Origin of the sequence: Mesorhizobium sp. NZP2234 (assembly GCF_013170765.1) — a bacterium.
Taxonomy (GTDB): domain Bacteria; phylum Pseudomonadota; class Alphaproteobacteria; order Rhizobiales; family Rhizobiaceae; genus Mesorhizobium; species Mesorhizobium loti_D.
In genome coordinates this window covers 5,551,734-5,572,833 of record NZ_CP033364.1, presented here as the reverse complement: position 1 = coordinate 5,572,833, position 21,100 = coordinate 5,551,734, and the positions used below count along the sequence as shown (strand labels likewise).

Annotated in this window: 18 protein-coding genes; 12 read left to right on the top strand and 6 right to left on the bottom strand. The window is 63.6% G+C overall.

Going from position 1 to position 21,100, the window contains the following annotated elements; translation table 11 throughout:
• Positions 1–48: 48 nt before the first annotated feature.
• Entirely contained in the window at positions 49–843 is a 795-nt protein-coding gene (locus tag EB230_RS27425) for a DeoR/GlpR family DNA-binding transcription regulator (RefSeq protein ID WP_056565732.1), read from the top strand.
• 77 nt (positions 844–920) lie between these two features.
• On the top strand, positions 921–3,398 hold the full coding sequence (locus EB230_RS27420) for an FAD-dependent oxidoreductase (protein WP_172374294.1): 2,478 nt from the start codon (positions 921–923) through the stop codon (positions 3,396–3,398).
• Here EB230_RS27420 and EB230_RS27415 read toward each other — a convergent pair.
• Positions 3,395–4,264 (bottom strand): LysR substrate-binding domain-containing protein, encoded by an 870-nt coding sequence (locus EB230_RS27415; RefSeq protein ID WP_056564771.1) that lies wholly within the window; start codon positions 4,262–4,264, stop codon positions 3,395–3,397. The genes EB230_RS27420 and EB230_RS27415 overlap by 4 nt on opposite strands.
• 153 nt (positions 4,265–4,417) lie before the next feature.
• On the opposite strand from EB230_RS27415, the gene EB230_RS27410 reads away from it, so the two are divergent.
• From EB230_RS27410 to EB230_RS27365, 10 genes are all read left to right on the top strand, one after another.
• On the top strand, positions 4,418–6,133 hold the full coding sequence (locus EB230_RS27410; protein ID WP_056564770.1) for a Na/Pi cotransporter family protein: 1,716 nt from the start codon (positions 4,418–4,420) through the stop codon (positions 6,131–6,133).
• A 133-nt stretch (positions 6,134–6,266) separates the two neighbouring features.
• Positions 6,267–7,466, top strand: coding sequence for a 2-aminoethylphosphonate--pyruvate transaminase (locus EB230_RS27405; protein ID WP_172374293.1), 1,200 nt, complete (start codon positions 6,267–6,269; stop codon positions 7,464–7,466).
• 24 nt (positions 7,467–7,490) lie between these two features.
• Entirely contained in the window at positions 7,491–8,747 is a 1,257-nt protein-coding gene (gene phnA / locus EB230_RS27400; protein WP_056564762.1) for a phosphonoacetate hydrolase, read from the top strand.
• 245 nt (positions 8,748–8,992) lie between these two features.
• The gene (phnY, locus tag EB230_RS27395; protein WP_172374292.1) at positions 8,993–10,450 is read left to right on the top strand and encodes a phosphonoacetaldehyde dehydrogenase; all 1,458 of its coding nucleotides are present in this window, start codon (positions 8,993–8,995) and stop codon (positions 10,448–10,450) included.
• Between the two features lie 69 nt (positions 10,451–10,519).
• Positions 10,520–11,881 (top strand): aspartate aminotransferase family protein, encoded by a 1,362-nt coding sequence (locus EB230_RS27390; protein WP_246738858.1) that lies wholly within the window; start codon positions 10,520–10,522, stop codon positions 11,879–11,881.
• 2 nt (positions 11,882–11,883) lie between these two features.
• Positions 11,884–12,894, top strand: a complete 1,011-nt coding sequence (locus EB230_RS27385; RefSeq protein ID WP_172374290.1) for an NAD(P)-dependent oxidoreductase — start codon at positions 11,884–11,886, stop codon at positions 12,892–12,894.
• A gap of 255 nt (positions 12,895–13,149) precedes the next feature.
• Positions 13,150–14,181, top strand: coding sequence for a 2-aminoethylphosphonate ABC transporter substrate-binding protein (locus tag EB230_RS27380; protein ID WP_065004922.1), 1,032 nt, complete (start codon positions 13,150–13,152; stop codon positions 14,179–14,181).
• 32 nt (positions 14,182–14,213) lie between these two features.
• Positions 14,214–15,359, top strand: a complete 1,146-nt coding sequence (locus EB230_RS27375) for an ATP-binding cassette domain-containing protein (protein ID WP_172374289.1) — start codon at positions 14,214–14,216, stop codon at positions 15,357–15,359.
• A complete protein-coding gene (locus tag EB230_RS27370; RefSeq protein WP_056564748.1) occupies positions 15,352–16,209 on the top strand; it encodes a 2-aminoethylphosphonate ABC transporter permease subunit in 858 nt (285 codons plus the stop codon). Before EB230_RS27375 ends, EB230_RS27370 begins: the two co-directional genes overlap by 8 nt.
• A 2-nt stretch (positions 16,210–16,211) precedes the next feature.
• Positions 16,212–17,009, top strand: coding sequence for an ABC transporter permease subunit (locus tag EB230_RS27365; protein WP_172374288.1), 798 nt, complete (start codon positions 16,212–16,214; stop codon positions 17,007–17,009).
• 13 nt (positions 17,010–17,022) lie between these two features.
• Here the strand turns inward: EB230_RS27365 and EB230_RS27360 are convergent, their stop codons facing one another.
• The 5 genes from EB230_RS27360 to ugpC are packed head-to-tail and all read right to left on the bottom strand — an operon-like array spanning position 17,023 to position 21,096.
• A complete protein-coding gene (locus EB230_RS27360; RefSeq protein WP_172374287.1) occupies positions 17,023–17,478 on the bottom strand; it encodes a MaoC/PaaZ C-terminal domain-containing protein in 456 nt (151 codons plus the stop codon).
• Positions 17,475–18,551 (bottom strand): Gfo/Idh/MocA family oxidoreductase, encoded by a 1,077-nt coding sequence (locus EB230_RS27355; RefSeq protein ID WP_056564739.1) that lies wholly within the window; start codon positions 18,549–18,551, stop codon positions 17,475–17,477. The genes EB230_RS27360 and EB230_RS27355 overlap by 4 nt, the downstream gene beginning before the upstream one ends.
• Positions 18,544–18,873, bottom strand: a complete 330-nt coding sequence (locus EB230_RS27350; protein ID WP_056564736.1) for an L-rhamnose mutarotase — start codon at positions 18,871–18,873, stop codon at positions 18,544–18,546. Before EB230_RS27350 ends, EB230_RS27355 begins: the two co-directional genes overlap by 8 nt.
• A 9-nt stretch (positions 18,874–18,882) precedes the next feature.
• Entirely contained in the window at positions 18,883–19,995 is a 1,113-nt protein-coding gene (locus tag EB230_RS27345) for a mandelate racemase/muconate lactonizing enzyme family protein (protein ID WP_056564733.1), read from the bottom strand.
• A gap of 3 nt (positions 19,996–19,998) precedes the next feature.
• Complete coding sequence (ugpC, locus tag EB230_RS27340; protein ID WP_056564730.1) at positions 19,999–21,096, bottom strand: sn-glycerol-3-phosphate ABC transporter ATP-binding protein UgpC; 1,098 nt, start codon at positions 21,094–21,096, stop codon at positions 19,999–20,001.
• Positions 21,097–21,100: the final 4 nt, after the last annotated feature.

Here is a 21,100-nt window from a genome sequence, read left to right as displayed (position 1 = left end):
CGTTCACTGCCACATATTGCAACATCAATGCCCTCCGCGAGGATCGCCATGTCTCCCGTCAGTCACTTGCCGGCGCGCGCCCTTGCCCCGCGCCGCCACGACGAGATCCTCAGGCGGCTGGGCGCCCAGGGTTCCGTCAGCGTCGCCGAACTGGCCGAGTTCTTCGATGTCTCGCGCGAAACCATCCGCCGTGACCTGAAGCTGCTTGCGGACCAGGGCAGGCTCGGCATCGTGCATGGCGGTGCCGCCCGCTTCGAGCCGAGTGAACCGGCGATGAGCCTGCGCAGCCAGGAAAATACCCCAGGCAAGGCGGCGATCGGCAAGGCGGCCGCCGGCCTGATCAAGGACGGAATGGTTGTCTTCCTCGATTCCGGCACCACCACTTTTGCTGTCGCGCAGGCCATGGCTGGCTTGCGCGACCTCACAATTTGCACCGCCAGCCTGAAGATCGCGCTGCATCTGTGCCATGTCCCCGGCATGCGCGTCCACATGCTGGGTGGCGAGATCGATCCGGGCGAGGAAGCGGCTTCCGGCATCGACACGCTCGATGCCATGGCGCGCTTTCGCGTCGACATCGCCTTTCTGGGCGGCGGTGCCCTGTCGCCGGACGGAGAGGTCACCGACTTCACTCGCGCCGGGGCCGAGCAGCGTGGCCGTATGATCGCGCTCGCCGGCAGGGCCTATTTCGTGCTCGACAGCAGCAAGTTCGGCAAGCTGACGCCGCTCAGGATTCCAAACTTCGACCGCGCTGCCGGAGTGATCGTCGACGCCAGTCCCGAACCGGCGCTTGTCGAAGCGCTTTCGCAAAAGGGGCCCGGACTCATCGTGGCGATGTTGATGTGATATTTTGTGACTTTTTGAGTTGATATTTGACTTTCCTGTGCTAATGTGCCGGCCATCCCTCACATGGCGGAACGCTCATGGCACATGAATTTCCAACCCAGGCACGTGTCGTCATTGTCGGCGGCGGCATCATCGGCTGTTCGGTCGCCTATCATCTGACCAAGCTTGGTTGGACCGATGTCGTCCTGCTCGAGCAGGGCCAACTCAGCGGCGGCACCACCTGGCATGCCGCCGGCCTGGTCGGGCAGTTGCGCAGCCACTCCAACATGACCAGCCTGATCCGCTATTCCACGCTGCTCTACAGCGAACTGGAGGCCGAGACCGGTCTTGCCACAGGCTGGAAGAATTGTGGCTCGCTGTCGGTTGCGCGTACCGCCGACCGGATGACAGTGCTGAAGCGCACGGCCGCTTCGGCCCGTGCTCAAGGGGTGGAGATCGATGTCATCTCGCCCAGGGAAGCCGGAGATCTATGGCCGGTGATGGCGACGGACGATCTGGTCGGCGCCGTCTGGTTGCCGGGCGACGGCAAGGCCAATCCAACGGATCTGACGCAATCGCTGGCCAAGGGCGCGCGCAACCGCGGCGCCAGAATATTCGAGCGGGTCAAGGTCACCGGCATCAGCGTGAAGAACGGCGTTGCCTGCGGCGTCGAAACGGATCGCGGCGACATCGCCGCCGAGATCGTCGTCAACTGCGCCGGCCAATGGGCCCGCAAGGTCGGGTTGATGTGCGGTGTCTCGGTGCCGCTGCACTCGGCCGAGCACATGTACATCGTCACCGGCAGGATCGAGGGTGTGCATCCGGACCTGCCAGTCATGCGCGATCCCGACGGCTTCATCTACTTCAAGGAGGAGGTCGGTGGCCTTGTCATGGGCGGCTTTGAGCCGCATGCCAAGCCGTGGGGCATGAACGGCATTCCCGAAAACTTCGAGTTCGCGCTGCTGCCCGACGATTGGGACCAGTTCGAGATCCTGATGGAAAATGCGCTCGTCCGCGTACCGCAACTGGCTGAGGCCGAGGTCAAGAAATTCTACAACGGCCCCGAGAGCTTCACGCCGGACAACAATTTCATCCTGGGCGAGGCGCCGGAACTGAAGAATTTCTATGTCGGCGCCGGCTTCAATTCGATGGGCATCGCCAGCGCTGGCGGCGCGGGCAGGGCGCTGGCCGAATGGATCGTCAACAGCGCGCCGACCATGGATTTGTGGCCGGTCGATATCAGGCGCTTCGCCTCCTTCAACAACAATCCGCGTTGGCTGCATGACCGGGTCAAGGAGACGCTCGGCCTGCACTACGCCATGCCGTGGCCGAACCGCGAACTGGATACCGCACGGCCGTTCCGCCGCTCACCACTCTACGACCGGCTCGCCGTCAAGGGTGCCTGCTTCGGCTCCAAGATGGGATGGGAGCGTGCCAACTGGTTCGCCGCCCCGGGAGAGAAGGCCGAGAACGACTACGCCTTTGGCCGCCAGAACTGGCACGAGGCAGTCAAGCGCGAGATGAAGGCGACGCGTGAAGCGGTCGCCATCTTCGACCAGACCTCCTTTGCCAAGCTGCTCGTCCAGGGCCGCGATGCCTGTGCGGTGTTGAACCGGATCTGCGCCGCAGATGTCGATGTGCCGGTGGGAACCTCCGTCTACACGGCCGTGCTCAACGCGCGCGGCGGCTATGAAAGCGATCTTACCGTGATGCGGCTTGCCACGGAGAAATTCCTCATCGTCACCGGCTCGGCGCAGGCGGTCCACGACGCCGACTGGATCGTCAAGAATATCCCATCCGATGCCCATGCGATCCTGACCGACGTCACCTCGTCCTATGCGGTGCTGGCTGTGATGGGGCCGCGTTCACGCAATCTGCTTGGCAAATTGTCGTCAGCGGACTTTTCCAACGCCGGCTTCCCCTTCGCAACCATCCGCGAGATCGATATCGGCTACGCCACCGCCTATGCCAATCGCATGACCTATGTCGGAGAACTCGGCTGGGAACTGATCGTGCCGACCGAATTCGCCGTCGGCGTCTACGAGGCGCTGCATGAAGCGGGGCGTGAATTCGGCCTCCTGGATGCCGGCTACTACGCGCTCGACGCCTTGCGCATCGAAAAGGGGTTTCGCGCCTGGGGCAGGGAATTGACCCCTGATATCAATCCCTGGCAGGCCGGGCTTGGCTTCGCTGTCGCCATGAACAAGCCGGGCGGCTTCATAGGCCACGAGGCGTTGGTCAAGGCAAAGCCGTCGGCGGCACCGGCCAGGCGCATCGTGCTGTTCACGCTCGACGATGCCGAGCCGATGTTGTGGGGCGGCGAACTGATCCTGCGCGACGGCAAGCCTGTCGGCGAGGTTCGCTCAGCCGCCTACGGCCACACGCTCGGCCGCTCGGTGGCGCTCGGGCTGATCGAGAATGAAGCCGGCGTCGATGCCGCGTTCCTCACCGACGGCCGTTTCGAAATCGACCTTGCCGGTGTGCGCCATGCCGCCATGGCTCATCTGCGCAGCCCCTACGATCCGAAGTCGGAGCGGGTGAAGGCGGATGCGCTGGAGATCAGGGCCGCCGCTTAGTCCGCCGACATCGAGCGCGCCATGTCGAGAAAGGCACGCACGAGCTTGCCGCCGCTACGCTCGCGCAGGCAGATCAGCGCTTCGTCCATCAGGGTTTCGGGCGCGTCGATGGCGATCGCCACCAGACGCGAATCCTGGCCGAACTCGGCCGCCGAGACAAAGCCGATGCCGGCACCCGAGGCGACGATCTCGCGGACGGCTTCGCGGCCCTCCGCCTCGATCACAGGCCTGAGTTCGACCTTCGACGCCGCGGCCAGGTCCTCGAGCTTCTGGCGCGTCTTCGAACCGCGCTCGCGCATGACAAGTGGTTCCTGCGCGAGTTGTTTCAGCGTCAGCGACTTCTTGTCCGACAGCGGATGGTCGATGGAGGTGAAGGCGATGATCGGTGTCGAATTCAGTTTCAGCACCTCGAAATCGCGCCCGGTCGGCACCTCGCCCAGGACACCAATATCGGCATCGTAGCTGTAGAGGCTGCTGATCACCGTTTCGGTGTTGCCGGCGCGCACCGAAACCTGGACGCCGGGATAACGAGCCCGGAAGCTGCCGAGGATGTGCAGCAAATGGTGCGCTGCATCGGCGACGATGCGCAGCGTGCCGGAACGCAGCGCGCGCGACTCCGTCAGCAGTTCCAGCGCCTGCTGCTCGGTATCGAACATGCGGTGGGTTATCTCGAGCAACTTCTGGCCCGAATGGGTCAGCGTGACCTGCTTCTTGTTCCGGTTGAAGAGCAGAACGTCATACTCTTCCTCCAGTTTGCGCACCTGATCCGATATGGCGGGCTGGGTCAGGAACAGCGCTTCGGCGGCGCGCGAAAAACCACCTGAGATAGCCACCTGGTGAAAGGCCCGCAGCTGAACGTAGCGCATCTTCTGTGCCTCCGAGACCCTGGGATCGCCGACAGCTTAGCATAAGGCACACTAACTGAAAGATAGAAACGAACGATTTGACTTATGTTCAGCCCGCCATCAGCCTGAGTGTGGGTCGACGTCCTGCCGGCCGTTGGCATCGGAGGCACGGCCATGCAATTCTCCATCATCCTGCTGCATCTGGCGGGCGCCGTCATGCTGCTGCTCTGGGCGGTGCGCATGGTGCGCACCGGAGTGGAGCGAGCCTGCGGCCCCGTACTGCGCGATGCGTTGAGACAAACCCGGGGCGCCCGGATCAGGTCGGCGGGTGTCGGCACGCTGCTTGCGGTACTGCTGCAAAGCTCCACCGCCGTCGCCATCTTGACGACCGGCTTTGCCGCCAGCGGCATGGTGTCGGTGTCATCAGGGCTGCCCATCCTGCTTGGCGCCGACCTCGGTTCGGCGCTGGTCGTACAGGTGCTGTCGTTCGACCTTAGCTGGCTGGTGCCGGCGTTGATCCTGGTCGGCGGAGCGATGTTCCTGAAGTTCGAGGCGCGCGGCATCAGGCAAGGCGGGCGCATCCTGATGGGGGTGGCCTTCGTTCTGCTGTCGCTGCATATGATCGGCGAGGCGACCGCGCCAATGCGGCAGAGCACATTGCTGCCGCTGGTGATTTCCTATTTGCGCGCCGACTACTTCACCGCCTTTGCCGCGGCGACCCTGTTCACATGGCTGATCCATTCCAGTGTGGCGGCGGTCCTGCTGTTCGTCACACTCGCCGCGCAAGGCGTTTTGCCCGTCGAGGTCGGTCTGTTCTTCATCCTCGGCGCCAATTGCGGCGGTGCGCTCATCGCGGTGTGGCTGACGCGCGGCGAGGCCGTCGCGGCGCGTCGTGTCCCGCTCGGCAATCTGATCTTTCGTGGCACGGCGGCGCTCGCCGCCTTGTTTGCGCTTCAGGCCGTAGCGTTTCCGACGGATATGTTCGGCGCAACCGAAGGCCGGCAACTGGTCAATCTGCATCTCGCCTTCAATCTGGCACTGGTCGTCTGCTGCCTGCCCTTCACCGGCATGATGGAGCGGCTGGTGACCTTGCTGATCGCCGACAAGCCGCCGGCAAAGGCAGGCGAGGACACGGACCTCATGTCGCGTCGTGCCAGCGCGCTCGACCGCAGCGTCATGCGCACACCGGGCCTTGCTTTGGCCAGTGCGACGCGCGAGTTGCTGCGCATGGGCGAGGTCGTCGAGGTGATGCTGCGTCCGGTGATGGATTTCTTCGATGCCGGCGCTGCCGAGCAGATCCGACAGGTGCAGAAGCTCGATGACGAGGTCAACCGCGCCCACACCGAGATCAAGCTCTACATTGCCGAGGTCAATCGCGGCAGCATGACCGCGGCCGAGGCCCAGCGCGGCATCGAACTCACCGACTTCGCCATCAATCTCGAACGCGCCGGCGACATCGTCGCCAAGAACCTGCTCGTGCTCACCCAGGAATTGCGTGACAAGAACCTGCGCTTTTCGCGCGATGGCTGGAGCGAACTGGCCGGGCTTCATAACCGTGTCATGGCCAACATGCAGCTTGCGCTCAACGTGCTGGTATCGAGCGATCTCGATTCGGCGCGGCAACTCGTCGTCGAGAAGGAGAGGATGCGCAAGCTGGAACGCATGAGCCATGACCGTCATCTCAAGCGCCTGCAGTCGGGAATGCCGCAAAGCATCGACACCAGCGACATCCATCTGGAGGCGGTCAGGGCACTGAAGGAAATCAACTCGCTGATGGCTTCGGTCGCCTACCCCCTGTTGACGCAGAGCGGCGATCTGCTCGAGAGCCGGCTGGCAAGGGGCAGTGAGGCGACAGGCGAGATGGCGTCCGCCGTGGCGTGGCAAGGCTGAATTGCTCCATGAAACCGGCAAAGAAGCTCATCGCCTAAATCGATACTTCGATACAAAATAACGATTTTACAAATATGTCGTTCGGGCCAAGAATGAGGCCACATCAAAAAGCAGCGATCTGTCGGAGGACACCATGCTCGCCGAGACGAAATTTGCCGCGGAGCCGCTGGCCAGGCCGGCGCTGGGCGAGCCGTATCTGTTGACCCCGGGGCCGCTCACCACGGCCTATTCGGTCAAGCAGGCCATGCTGCGCGACTGGGGATCCTGGGACGGCGACTTCCGTGCCATGACATCAGACTTGCGCCGCCGCCTGCTGGCACTGACCGGTGACGCGAACGACGAGTTCGATTGCGTGCCGATGCAGGGCAGCGGCTCCTTCTGCGTGGAGGCGATGCTCGGCTCGTTCGTGCCCAGGGACGGCAAGGTTCTGGTCCTGGCCAATGGTGCCTACGGCCTACGCGCCGCGCAGACCATGCAATATCTCGGCCGCGCCTATACGCTGATCGACAAGGGCGACTACCTGCCGCCATGCGGCGACGAGGTGGCGGCCGCTCTCGATGCGGACCCCGCCATCACCCATGTCATTGCCATCCATTGCGAGACCAGCTCGGGCATCCTCAACCCGGTCGCCGAGATTGCCGAAGCGGTCCATGCAAAGGGCCGCAAGCTGCTGGTCGATTCCATGAGCGCCTTCGGCGCCGTTGCGCTCGACGTCAACGAGATCCGCTACGAGGCGATGGTTTCCTCCGCCAATAAATGCATCGAAGGTGTGCCAGGCTTCGGCTTCATCATCGCCCGCAAGAGCGAACTTGAAGCAGCCAAGGGCCGCAGCCATTCGCTGTCGCTCGATGTCCATGCGCAGTGGGCGCACATGAACAAGACAGGCCAATGGCGCTACACCCCGCCGACCCATGTCGTGGCCGCTTTTCTCGAAGCGCTGCGCCAGCACGAGGCCGAAGGCGGCGTCGCCGGCCGTGGCGCCCGCTACACCAGGAACCGTGATGTCATGGTCGCCGGCATGCGCGAACTTGGCTTCGAGACTCTGCTGAAAGACCGTTGGCTGTCGCCGATCATCGTCACCTTCTTCAATCCGGCCCACGCCAACTTCGCCTTCGATCGTTTCTACGAACTGATGAAGGACAAGGGCTTCATCATCTATCCGGGCAAGCTGACGGTCGTGGATTCCTTCCGCGTCGGCTGCATCGGCCAGATGGACGAACATGTGATGCGCCGCGTCGTCGAGGCGGCGGCACAGTCTCTGAAGGAAATGGGCGTCGACACCGCCGCCCCACCCGCCGCGGCAATCGCCGAGCGCGCCAAACTCGCCGCCTGACGCGGCCGATTTCGAGGATTTTCGATGAACCAGATGTCTCCCATCAACGTCGCCGTCAACGGTCGCACCTACGCCTGGCCACGTGTGCCGGCGATCGCCATCTGTCTTGACGGCTGCGAGCCGGCCTATCTCGACGAGGCGATCAAGGCCGGGCTGATGCCGGCTTTGGTCAGGATCAAGCAGAAGGGCACGGTGCGCTTCGCGCACTCGGTCATTCCAAGCTTCACCAACCCCAACAATCTGTCGATCGCCACAGGTCGCCCGCCGTCGGTGCATGGCATTTGCGGCAACTATCTCTACGAGCGCGAGACCGGCAAGGAAGTGATGATGAACGACCCGCGCTTCCTGCGCGCGCCGACCATTTTCCAGGCTTTCTACGATGCCGGGGCCAGGGTTGCCGTGGTCACCGCCAAGGACAAGCTGCGCGCGTTGCTGGGCAAGGGACTGGCTTTCGATGAGGGCCGCGCACTGTGCTTCTCGGCGGAAAAGTCCGACACCACCACCAAGGCCGAGCACGGCATCGACAATGCCTCCAAGCACTTCGGACTGCCGGTGCCTGAAGTCTATTCGGCTGAGCTGTCGGAATTCGTCTTCGCCGCCGGCGTCCGGCTGCTCAGGGAATTCCGTCCTGATATCATGTACCTGACCACCACCGACTATGTGCAGCACAAATATGCGCCCGGCGTGCCCCAGGCCAATGACTTCTACGAGATGTTCGACAAGTACCTGGCCGAGCTCGATGCGCTGGGCGCGGCGATCGTCGTCACCGCCGACCATGGCATGAAGCCCAAGCATAAGGCGGACGGTTCGCCAGATGTGGTCTATGTCCAGGACCTGCTCGACGAGTGGCTTGGCAAGGACGCTGCCCGTGTCATCCTGCCGATCACTGACCCCTATGTCGTCCACCACGGCGCGCTCGGTTCCTTCGCCACCGCCTATCTGCCCGATGGCGCCGACCAGGCCGGCATCATGACGCGGCTCGCCAAGACAGACGGCATCATGCTGGTCGTTGACAGCCCGACCGCCTGCGAGCGCTTCGAGCTTCCTGCCGACAGGATCGGCGACATCGTGCTGATCTCGACCGAGAACAAGACGATTGGCACGTCGGAGCATCGCCACGATCTGGCGGCCCTCAACGAGCCGCTTCGCTCGCATGGCGGGCTGACCGAGCAGGAGGTGCCGTTCATCGTCAACCGCTTACTGCCCGACCTGCCGAACGAGCCGACGCTGCGCAATTTCGACGCTTTCTACTACGCGACGATGGCGGCGGCGCTGGCGTGAGGGTTGAGTTGGGTGGCCAGTAGGTGATTGCGCTAGTCGACCCCCACTCCGACCCTTCGGGCCACCTCTCCCCCGATCGACGGGGAGAGGAAAGGCGCTGAGCTTGCCAGCCTTGGCTCCCTTCCTCTCCCTCCGGAGGGTGGTGGCGCCGCGAAGCGGCGACGGAGTGGGGGAAGCTATTGATGAGACGCGATGGCCTAGCCGACAAAAATCAATGTTGCTCACTGAGCACCGGGAAGACTCACATGACCAAGCTTGACCCTGCCATCAAAGTTCGCCACGAGCCGATGCGTATCGCCGGCAAGAAGGTTGATGCCGATGATATCGTCGAAGTGCGTTACCCCTGGAATGACACCGTCATTGGCACCGTGCCGGCCGGCCGCGCCGAGCATGCGCGACGGGCATTCGAAATCGCCGCCGGCTACAAGTCGAAACTGACACGCTACGAGCGCCAGCAGATCCTGTTTCGCACCGCTGAAGCGCTGGCGTCGCGCCGAGAAGAGATCTCCGATCTCATCACGCTCGAACTCGGCATCTCCAAGTCCGACTCGCTCTATGAGGTTGGCCGCGCCTATGACGTGTTCACGCTGTCGGCGCAGATGTGCATCCAGGATGACGGCCAGATCTTTTCCTGCGATCTCACCCCGCATGGCAAGGCGCGCAAGATCTTCACCACCCGCGAGCCGCTGAAGGCGATCTCGGCGATTACGCCGTTCAACCATCCGCTCAACATGGTCTCGCACAAGGTGGCGCCGGCGATCGCCACCAACAATTGCGTGGTGGTGAAGCCGACCGAACTGACGCCGATGACGGCGCTGCTTCTGGCCGACATTCTCTATGAGGCCGGCTTGCCGCCGGAAATGCTGTCGGTGGTGACCGGCTGGCCGGCCGATATCGGCAGCGAGATGATCACCAATGAGAACATCGACCTGATCACCTTCACCGGCGGCGTGCCGGTCGGCAAGATGATCGCCCGCACCGCCGGCTACAAGCGCCAGGTGCTGGAACTCGGCGGCAACGATCCGCTGATCATCCTCAACGATTTGTCGGACGATGATCTGGCGAAGGCGGCGGACCTGGCGGTGGCCGGAGCGACGAAAAACTCCGGCCAGCGCTGCACTGCGGTCAAGCGCATCCTTGTCCAGGAAAGCGTCGCCGACCGTTTCGTCCCGCTGGTGCTGGAGCGGGCGAAAAAAATCCGCTTCGGCGACCCGATGGATCGCTCGACCGATCTCGGCACCGTCGTGCACGAGAAGGCCGCGGCACTGTTCGAAACCCGCGTCCACATGGCCGCGGAGCAAGGCGCCGAAATACTCTACAATCCCGGCCGGCAGGGTGCGCTGCTGCCGCCGATCGTCGTCGATCGCGTGCCGCACACATCAGAACTGGTGATGGAAGAGACATTCGGGCCGATCATCCCGATCGTGCGCGCGCCGGACGATGACGAGGCGCTGATCGCACTCTCCAATTCGACCGCCTTCGGCCTGTCGTCGGGTGTCTGCACCAACTCCTTTCCGCGCATGCAGAAATACATTGCGGGCCTGCAGGTCGGCACGGTCAACATCTGGGAAGTGCCAGGCTATCGCATCGAGATGTCGCCCTTCGGCGGCATCAAGGATTCGGGCAATGGCTACAAGGAAGGCGTCATCGAAGCGATGAAGAGCTACACCAATGTGAAGACATTCTCGCTGCCTTGGTCGTGACCGGACAGCGTCGACTGGCAGATTAGTCGAGGGGGCGTTCCACGCTCCCTCATTCGCGTTTCGGAGACGATGATGGCCGCAATATCAGAGCTTGTGCATACCGAGGGCGATTCCAACACGACGGCGGCACGCGGCCGCTGGGACGCCGGCCAGGATGATCCCCGCATCCGCGGTCTGCTCGATCGCGACGCGGCCGCCTTCATGCATCAGAGCCTCTCCAGCCCCTGTCTGTCGACGATCGCCAAGGCGGAAGGCATCTGGATCGAGGACACCGCCGGCCGTCGTTTCATGGATTTCCACGGCAACAGCGTGCATCACCTCGGCTACGCCCATCCCAGGCTGGTGGCAGCGATCAAGAAGCAGCTCGATGAACTTTGTTTCGCGCCGCGCCGCTTCACCTGCGAGCCCGCTGTCGAACTGGCGGAGAAACTGGCGGCGCTGGCGCCCGGCGATCTCGGCAAGGTGCTGTTCACGACAGGCGGCTCGGATGCCATCGAAGTGGCGCTGAAGATCGCACGCGCCGCGACCGGCCGCTTCAAGACAGTGTCGTTCTGGGATGCCTTTCACGGCGCCGGCTTCGGCGCGGCAAGCGTTGGCGGCGAGGCGACCTTCCGCTCCCACATATCAGGCCCGATGATGACCGGTACCGAGCATGTCGCGCCCTGGGACGGCTATCGCTGCCCCTATGGCCACGATTCCCTTGAAGCGTCCGGGCTCGCCTGCGCCAACATGATCGCCTATGTGCTTGACCGCGAGCAGGATGTGGCCGCGGTCGTCGCCGAACCGATGCGCGCGACACCCAACCCGCCGCCGCCGGGCTTCTGGAAGCGCGTGCGCGAGGCCTGCGACCGGCACGGAACGCTGCTGATCTTCGACGAGATCCCGACTGGTCTCGGCAAGACAGGTAGGTTTTTCGCCCACGAGCATGACGGCGTGACACCCGACGTCGTCGTTCTCGGCAAGTCGCTGGGCGGCGGTATCCTGCCGATTGCCGCCGTCATCGCGCGCCGCGACCTCGACGTCACCGGCGGCTTCGCCATCGGTCACTACACCCACGAAAAGAACCCGGTGACGGCGCGCGCCGCGCTGACCACCATCGACATCATCCTCGAAGAGGGGCTGGTCGAACGCGCGGCCGAGCTCGGTCGGCATATGCTTGGACGCATGCAGGACTTGATGGCGCGTTCGCCTGAAGTCGGCGACGTCAGGGGCAGGGGGTTGATGGTCGGCGTTGAACTGGTCGAGGATCGCGCCACGCGCCAGCCGGCGCGTGATCTCGCCGAACGCGTCTTCTACGCCTGCCTCGAGCAGGGCCTGAGCTTCAAGATCAGCCATGGCAATGTGCTGACGCTGTCGCCGCCGCTGGTCATCTCGAAAGCCGATCTCGACCGCGCGCTCGACATCGTCGAGCGCGCCGTGCTCGCGGCCTGATCATGAAGGCCGTGCGCACCGACCGGGAACTCGAATGCCCAGGCATCGATGCCGGCTTGCGGGCAAGCGGCGTCGACCTGGTGACGCTGCCGGACGGCATTGCCGAGGCGGACTTGATGCACGCCGTTGCCGACGCCGATCTCCTTCTCATGTGCTACACGCCCATCACCGCGCCGGTGATCGACGCAGCGCCGAAGTTGAAGGGCATCGTCAAATACGGCGTCGGCATCGATGCGATCGACATCCCTGCCGCGATGCGGCGCGGCATTCCCGTCGTCAACGTGCCGGAGTATGCCGAGGAGACCGTCGCCGAGGGTGCGTTCGCCCTGATGATCGCGCTGGCCAAGCGATTGCCGGCTATCACAGCGGCGGTATCGCGTGACGGCTGGGTCTGGCCCGAGCAGCGCTGGCTCGGCCGAGACATGTCCGGCGCCACGCTGGGGCTCGTCGGCTGCGGCAAGATCGGCCGCAGCATGGCGCGCATGGCAGGCCAAGGGTTTCGTGCTCGCGTGCTTGGCTTCGATCCTGGTGTCGATGCCGCAACCCTGCAGGCCGCCGGCATCGAAAAGGTCGATGATCTCCATGCCATGCTGCGCGCCTGCGACTTCGTTTCCCTTCATTGCGTGCTCAATGACAAGACGCGCGGCCTGATCGGCAAGGCGGAACTCGCTTGCCTGAAGGCCTCCGCAATCATCATCAACGTCTCGCGCGGCGCACTGATCGACGAGGCGGCGCTTGTCGATGCGATCGTTGCCGGCAGTATCGGTGGCGCCGCGCTTGACGTCTATTCGGTCGAGCCATTGGCGAGGTCAGGCCATCCGATGAGCGCCCTGTTCGATCGCGACAATGTGATCCTGTTTCCGCATCTTACCTTCTTCACGCATGAGGCGATGCGGCGGCTTGAAGACGACACGCTCGCGCGCTGCTTCGAGATCCTCGAAGGTCGACCGGTGACCATCCGCTCGCATGATCCGCGTTTGCGGGTGCAGGTCTCGGGCGTCTCGTTCGCCTGATAGACTATATTTTTCAAATAGATAGAAACTTCCCGCGCAGCCAGGATCGTGCCTGAGACAGGGATGCGACAGTTCCATGACAAATATCAGTAGAAGCTTGCCTGTCATAAAATAAATAGATTTTACTTATCGATCCCCAATCCTCAAAGTTGTCACAACGACGACATCCAGCCGGCTCAACGTCCGCCAGAGATCCGAAGCCGATTGGTCCTAGTGCATCGAAGAATGTGCCAACAATCACAGGGGAACTGATCCATGAAATCGCGCAATGCAACCATAGCCATGGCTTTCGCCGCGTCGCTCCTGGCGTCGTCGGCTCTCGTCGGACCGGCATTCGCCGACGGCGTCGTCACCATCTATTCCGCCGACGGCCTGCATGACGGCAATGGCAGCTGGTACGAGACCGAATTCGCTGCCTTCACCAAGGCGACCGGCATCACCGTGCAGTATATCGAGGCCGGCTCCGGCGGTGTCGTCGAGCGCGTCGCCAAGGAAAAGTCGAATCCGCAGGCCGACGTGCTGGTGACCTTGCCGCCCTTCGTCCAGCGCGCCGCCGCCGACGGTCTGCTGCAGGATTACAAGCCGGCAGGCGCCGACCAGATCGACGGCGGCGCCGACAAGTACCGGCCGCTGGTCAACAACTACATGAACTTCATCTACAACAGCGCCGTGCTGTCGGAAGCGCCCAAGAGCTACAACGATCTGCTCGACCCTAAATTCAAGGGCAAGATCCAGTATTCGACCCCCGGCCAGGCCGGTGACGGCACAGCCGTCATGCTGCAGATCATCCACGCCTTCGGCGGCGAGGACGCCGGCTTCGAGTTCATGAAGAAGCTGCAGGACAACAATGTCGGTCCGTCCGCCTCCACCGGCAAGCTGACCGCACTGGTCAACAAGGGCGAACTGCATGTCGCCAATGGCGATCTGCAGATGAACATGTCGCAGATGGCCGACAATCCCAACATCAGGGTTTTCTGGCCCGCCGGGCCGGATGGCACCCGCTCCACCTTTGCGCTGCCCTATGAAATCGGTCTGGTCACCGGCGCACCCAATGCCGACAACGGCAAGAAGCTGATCGACTTCCTGCTTTCCAAGGAGGCCCAGTCGACGGTGAGCTCGGTTGCGCTCGGCCTGCCGGCCCGCAAGGACGTGAAGCCTGATGACGCCAACTTCGCAAAGGCGCAGGAGGCGATGAAGGGCGTCACCATCTGGTCGCCGAATTGGGACGAGGCACTGAGCAAGCTTCCAGACTACGTCAAGAAGTGGAACGAGGCGACCGGAAGCTGACACCCGAGGGCAAAGATCCGGAGGACCAAGCCATGTCGGCCGCCGCCTTTACTGGTACCAATGTCATGGACATCGACGCCGCGAAAATTCGCGGCGCCGGCTCCAATGTCCACTTCGACAAGGTCAGCGTCGCCTATGGCGCGCATGTCGTCCTGCATCCGCTGACCCTGGACATCGCGCCGGGTGAAATCCTGGCGATGATCGGCCCGTCCGGTTCTGGCAAGACCACCGCCTTGCGGGCTGTCGCTGGTTTCGTGCGGCCGGCAAGTGGCCGCATCCGCATCGGCGCCACCGATGTGACAGACCTGCCGCCCTACGAGCGAGGGCTCGGCATGGTGGTGCAGAACTATGCGCTGTTTCCGCATATGCGGGTGGAAGACAACGTTGCTTTTGGCCTGCGGGCGCAAGGCGCCGACAAGGCGCTGATCGCCGAGCGGGTCAGGGATGCGCTCGGCACCGTCGGCATGGCGACCTTTGCCCGGCGTTATCCGCGCGAGCTTTCGGGCGGTCAACAGCAGCGCGTCGCGATTGCCCGCGCTTTGGCTGTTCGGCCGCGTGTGCTGCTCCTCGACGAGCCTCTGTCGGCGCTCGACGCGCAGATCCGCCGCAACATGGTCGAGGAGATTGCTCGCCTGCACCGTAGCCTGCCGGGCCTGACCATCCTCTACGTCACTCACGACCAGACCGAGGCGCTGACGCTCGCCGACAAGATCGCCATCATGCGTGACGGCAGGGTCTGTTCGCACGGACCGACAACCGAACTCTACCGCCGCCCGCCGAACCGGTTCACCGCCGAGTTCCTCGGCCGCGCCAACCTCCTGCCGGTGACGGTCGCCGAGGGCGTCGGGTCGAAGGGCTTTGCCACGGCAAGGCATGGCGATGCGGTGCTGACTGGTGCCGGTCGTGACGAGAAGGCCGGCGACAAGAGCTTGCTCTGCATCAGGCCGCAGCATCTCAGCCTGACGGCCGACAGCGAGCACACCAACCGCATCGTCGGCACGTTGAGGGAGGTGCACTGGCAGGGCGAACTCACCCATCTCGTGCTCGATGTCGAGGGCACGCCGGTTCGCGTCTCGGCGACGAAGCTGCCGATCGCCTTGCCCGAACCCGGCGCCCGGGTGCCGCTGTTCTTCGCCCCTGCCGACACTTCGCTGCTGCCGGAAGACGCCGGTGTCTGAGGCGGTCGCCCTTGACGTGCCGGCGATCAGGCGGGAACCCGGCAAATTCTGGATCGTGCCACCGGCTGCTCTGCTGGCGCTGCTGTTCTTTTATCCGCTGGCGCTCATTGCCCGGCAGGCTTTCCTTGACGACAGCGGCGTCGCCAATGCCGCCGAGATTTTTCGCGTCCTGCATTCGCGCTTCTTTCTCAACGCGCTGATCAACACAGTGACGATCTCGGTCACGGCGACGGCCGGATGCTTGATCGTCGGCCTCGTCCTGGCGCTGATCCTGGCCTTCGTGCCGTTCCCTGGCAGTGGTTTCATCGCCCGGCTGATCGACACCTTCATCGCGCTGCCGACCTTCCTGGTGACACTTGCCTTCACCTTCCTCTACGGCTCTGCCGGCATGCTCAACACCGGGCTGATGGAGGCCTTCTCACTGCCGCTGCCACCCGTCGATTTCCTCTATTCGACATGGGGCGTGGTGCTGGCCGAAGTCACGGTCTACACGCCCTTTATCCTGCGGCCGCTGCTCGCTGCATTTTCGCTCGTCGACCGGGGCCAGATCGAAGCGGCAAGCGTGCTCGGCGCCAGGCCGTTCCGCATCGTGCGCCAGGTGATCCTGCCGGCGGCGGTGCCCGCGCTCATCGCCGGGGGGAGTCTCTGCCTGCTGCTGACCGTCAACGAGTTCGGCATCGTGCTGTTCATCGGCGCCAAGGGCGTCATCACGCTGCCGCTGCTGATTTACGGGAAAGCGATCCAGGAATCGGCCTATCAGGTGGCCTGCATCATCGCAGTGGTCAACATCGCGCTGTCGCTCGGCCTGTTCGGCCTCTACCGTTTCGCGGCCGGCCGGTTGGGGGTCTAGCCATGCTGGTCTGGTCCCGCCCTGGTCGCATCGTGCTGTGGTTGCTTTTCGCGCTGATCTTCGGCGTCCTGTTCCTGGCGCCGCTGGCTGTCATCCTTCTGTCTAGCCTTGCCGACCAGTGGAACGGCGTGCTGCCCAACGGCCTGACGACGGAGCACTACACCGATGTCATCAGGGGGTCGGCCTGGAACTCGGTCAAGGCCAGCCTGATCACCGGCTTCCTGGCCAGCGCGCTGGCGCTGGTCAGCGGCACCTGGGCGGCCCTTTCGCTTCGCCTTCAAGGGCACGCATTGAAGCGCCTGCTGGGCCTGCTGTTCTTCATCCCCAGTGCGGTGCCTTCTGTGTCGGTCGGCCTTGGCCTGCTGGTCGCCTTCAGCCATCCGCCGCTGCTGCTCAACGGCACGGTGGCGATCGTCATGATCGCGCATTTCGTGCTGATCTCGGCCTTCACCTTCGGCAATGTCTCGGCCGGCCTGGCACGGCTTTCGCCCGACTTCGAACAGGTGGCATCAAGCCTCGGCGCGCGTCCGGCCTACCGGCTCTGGCACGTCACGCTGCCACTGCTCGCCCCCTATCTCGTCGCCGCCTTCGGCTTGAGCTTCGCGCTGTCCATGGGCGAACTCGGCGCCACCGTCATGGTCTATCCGCCGGGCTGGGTGACGCTGCCGGTATCGATCTTCAGCCTTACCGATCGCGGCGACATCTTTGCCGGCGCGGCCCTGACCATGATCCTGGTAGCGGCCACGCTGGTCCTGCTGCTTGGGCTCGAGCGTATCACCGCACGCGCCACCGGTTCTTGAGATTGAGTGAGCTTCAGCCCTGCGCCGGCTTGCGTTCGACGATGTAGATGTGGTCGGCCGCCAGCACCACTTCGCCATGCTGGTTGACCACCTCGCAGCGTTCGATCACGCGTCCGGAACCCGGTCGCTTGGGATCGTCTTCCCTGGACGTGATGGTGGTGCGCGTGCGGATCGTGTCGCCGATGAACACCGGCTTGATGAAGCGCAGCCGGTCATAGCCATAGGAGAAGGCGACCGGGTTGACGATGCTTGCCGTCAAGCCGATGCCGACCGAGAACACCAGCGTGCCATGCGCGATGCGCTGGCCGAACGGCGTCGTCTTCATATATTCGGCGTCCATGTGGTGGGGGAAGAAATCGCCGGTGTGGCCGGCATGGACGATGAAATCCGTTTCGGTGATGGTGCGGCCGCTGGTCAGGCGCGACGAGCCGATCTCGTAATCCTCGAAATACTGGATCTGTTCCATCAAGGTCTTTCCGCGATCGGCGTCGCCGGCGCCGCGCTCGATTTATAGGCGGCTTCCACCAGTGCCATGGTATTCCAGGCGTCCTCGACCGAGCTGACCAGTTCGTGGTCTTCTCCGGCCGCAAAGCGCTGCACATTGGCCATGCGTCCGACGAAGGCGTCGGGGAACCATTCACCGGCAAGCGGCACGGTGACCCAGTCCGTTCCACCCTTTGGATGGATTTCCAGGATATCCGGCTCGCCAGTGGGATAATCGAGATTGAGGCCAAGCTTGAGGTAGGCCGCCCCTTCGGTGCCGCAGATGCGGAATTCGCAGGCCTGGTGACGGCGACCGAACTTATGGTCGTGATTGATCGACAGCGCGCAGCGCACCGTGTCGCCATAGTCGAGAATGGCGCTGGTGCGCGTCTGCGCCACCTTGTGGTTGGGATGGCCGAGTGTCTTGGCGTGCACGCCCTTGGGGTCGCCAAGCAATTGCCTGACGAGATCGAGATAATGGATCGAGTGCATGGCGATCTCGACGCGGGGCGCCTTGAGCAGGAACTCCCACAATTGCCACGGCGTCGCCAGCGCCAGCCATGCGTCGAAATCGACGACCTCGCCGAGCCAGCCCTTGGCGATGGCATCCTTGAGCGCCAGCATCATCGGCGCGAAGCGCAGCTGGAAGTTCACGGCCGCCTTGAGGTTCTTGGCGCGGCAGATTTCGAGGATTTCGGTAGCCTCGCCGAGATAATTGCCCATCGGCTTCTGGATCAACGCGACCGCGCCGTCCGGGAGAGCTTTCAGGATCTCGGCGTGCCGTCCCGGCGGCGTTGCCAGATCGAAGATCGCATCCTTGACGGTGGCCGCTTCTTCCACCGAGCGGAATGCGGTGACCCCCCATTTCTCGGCCAGGGTCCGCGCCTTTGTCTGATCCGGATCATAAAGTCCGGCAACCGGAAAACCTGCTTTTCTGTAGGCCGGGAAATGCGCATCTCCGACGATCGAACCTGCGCCGAAAGTGACGATCGGCCGGGGCTTCGAGGGTTTGGGCCAGGACTGGATGAGCGAGGCAGGGTAGAAACCGCCCTCAGTCATGATGGAAGACCTCGTCCATCGAAGCCCACCATTCGCCCTCCTTGCGGGTCGCCAGCGGTTCCTGGCACGGCATGCAGACCGCCCACCATTCCTGCGTCTTCGGGTCCGCTGCCATCTTGGCCATGTCGGCCGCGTAGTCGGTGCCGTGATATTCGAAATAGGAAAACAGGAGGTTCTCGGGCCGCTTCAGGTAGATCGAGTAATTCTTGATGTTGCAGGCCGAGATCATGGTCAGCACGTCGGGCCAGACGGCGGCGTGGAGGCGGACATACTCCTCCACCTTTTCCGGTTTCAACCCCAGCACCATCCCCATCCGCTGCATATCCGTCTCCTATTTGGTGATCGCCGTGGTGAATTCGGCGATGCTCATGGCCTTGACCGCGTCCCAGTCCCAATCGATGCCGATGCCGGGCTCGTCGGGCGCCAGTGCGTGCCCATCCTCGATGCGCATATGCTTGCCGGTCAACTGGTCGAGCTGCGGAATGTACTCGACATACCGGCCGTTCTGAACAGCGCAGGTCAGGCTGACATGCAATTCCATCAGGAAATGCGGGCAGACCGGAATGTCGAAGGCCTCCGCCGTGTGGGCGATCTTGAGCCAGGGCGTGATGCCGCCGATGCGGCCGACATCGACCTGGACGATCGAGCAGGCGCCTTTCTGCATGTATTCGCGGAAATGGCGCATCGAATAGAGCGACTCGCCGATCGCAATCGGCGTCGGCGTCGAGTTTGACAAACGCAGGTGCCCGTCGATGTCGTCGGCCGGCAGCGGCTCCTCGATCCAGGCAAGGTCGAGTTCGCGCAGCCTCGCCGCACGCCGGATCGCCTCGTCGACGGAAAAACCCTGGTTGGCATCGGTCATGATCTCGTAGCCGTCGCCGACAGCCTTGCGCACGGCCGACAGGCGCGCCAGGTCTTCCGAACCGTGCGGCTTGCCGATCTTCACCTTCGAGCCGCGAAAGCCCTTGGCCTTGGCGGCCAGCGCGTCATCGACAAGGGCGGCCGTCTCGATGTGCAGCCAACCGCCCTCGGTGGTGTAGAGCGGGCAGCGGTCCTTGGCGCCGCCGGCAAGTTTCCACAGCGGCAGGTTCTGTTTCTTCGCCCTGAGATCCCAAAGCGCCGTATCGATCGCCGCGATGGCGATCGCCGTGATCGCGCCGATCGTGGTGGCGTGCGTGGCGAATTCGAGATCGTGCCAGATCGCCTCGATCATGTCGGGATCACGGCCGATCAGGCGCGGCGCCAGATGATCGGACAAGAGCCGCATCACCGACGAACCCCCGGTGCCGATCGTGTAGCTGTAGCCCGTACCGACCGCGCCGTCGCAATCGGTGATCGTGACGATCGGCGTTTCCTGGCTGACGAAGCTCTGGATCGCGTCGGTGCGCTTGACCTTGGGCACAAGGTCCACCATCCGCAGTTCGATTTTCTCGATTCTAGCCATCGATCAGCTCCGCAATGTCTTTCCGGTCTCAATGGCAAACAGATGCGCCTGCGACAGGTCGAGGCTCATCGCCACCCGCTCACCCGACCGGAGCGGCCTCGGGTTCAGCATGCGCGACACCCAGTCCGTGCCGTTGAATTCGACGAACACCAGCGTCTCGTTGCCGAGCGGTTCGGTGACGGTAACCGGCAGCTCGATCTCATGGACGTCAGCCGCTCCGCCGGAACTGATGCCGTGGCCGGTCGGATAGATGTCGTCGGGCCGCAGCCCGAACACTATCTTGTCGCCGGTCGTGACATTGGCCTTGAACTGGCCGGGCAAAGGCAGTCTCTCGCCGCTGGCGAAGATCATCTGGCCGTCATCGATCGTCGCCTCATGCAGGTTCATCGGCGGCGAGCCGATGAAGCCGGCGACGAAGCGTGTCGCCGGTCGCCGGAACACCTCGTCGGGCGTGCCGACCTGCTCGATATGGCCGTCGCGCATGATGACGATGCGGTCGGCCAGCGTCATCGCCTCGACCTGATCGTGGGTGACGTAGATCACCGTCGACTGTACCTTGGCGTGCAGCTTCTTGATCTCGGTGCGCATCTGCGTCCTGAGCTTGGCGTCGAGATTGGACAGCGGCTCATCGAACAGGAAGACGTCGGGGTCGCGCACGATGGCGCGGCCCATGGCGACACGCTGGCGCTGGCCGCCGGACAGTTGCGACGGGCGGCGGTCGAGCAGCGTGTCGAGGCCGAGAATGGCCGAGGCCTCGGCGACGCGGCGGTCCATCTCTTCCTTGGCAGCACCGGCGATCTTCAGGGAGAAGCCGAGATTCTCGCGCACCGTCATGTGCGGATAGAGCGCGTAGGACTGGAATACCATCGAGATGTTACGCGAGCGCGGCGGCAGGTCGTTGACGACGCGCCCGCCGATCTCGATCGAGCCGCCGCTGATCTCCTCCAGCCCGGCGATCATGCGCAGCGTCGTCGACTTGCCGCAGCCGGACGGACCGACCAGCGCGATGAATTCGCGGTCGGTGATATCGAGATCGATGCCGTGCACGATCCCGGTATTGCCGTAACGCTTGGTCAGCTTTTTGAGAGAAACCGTTGCCATGGGA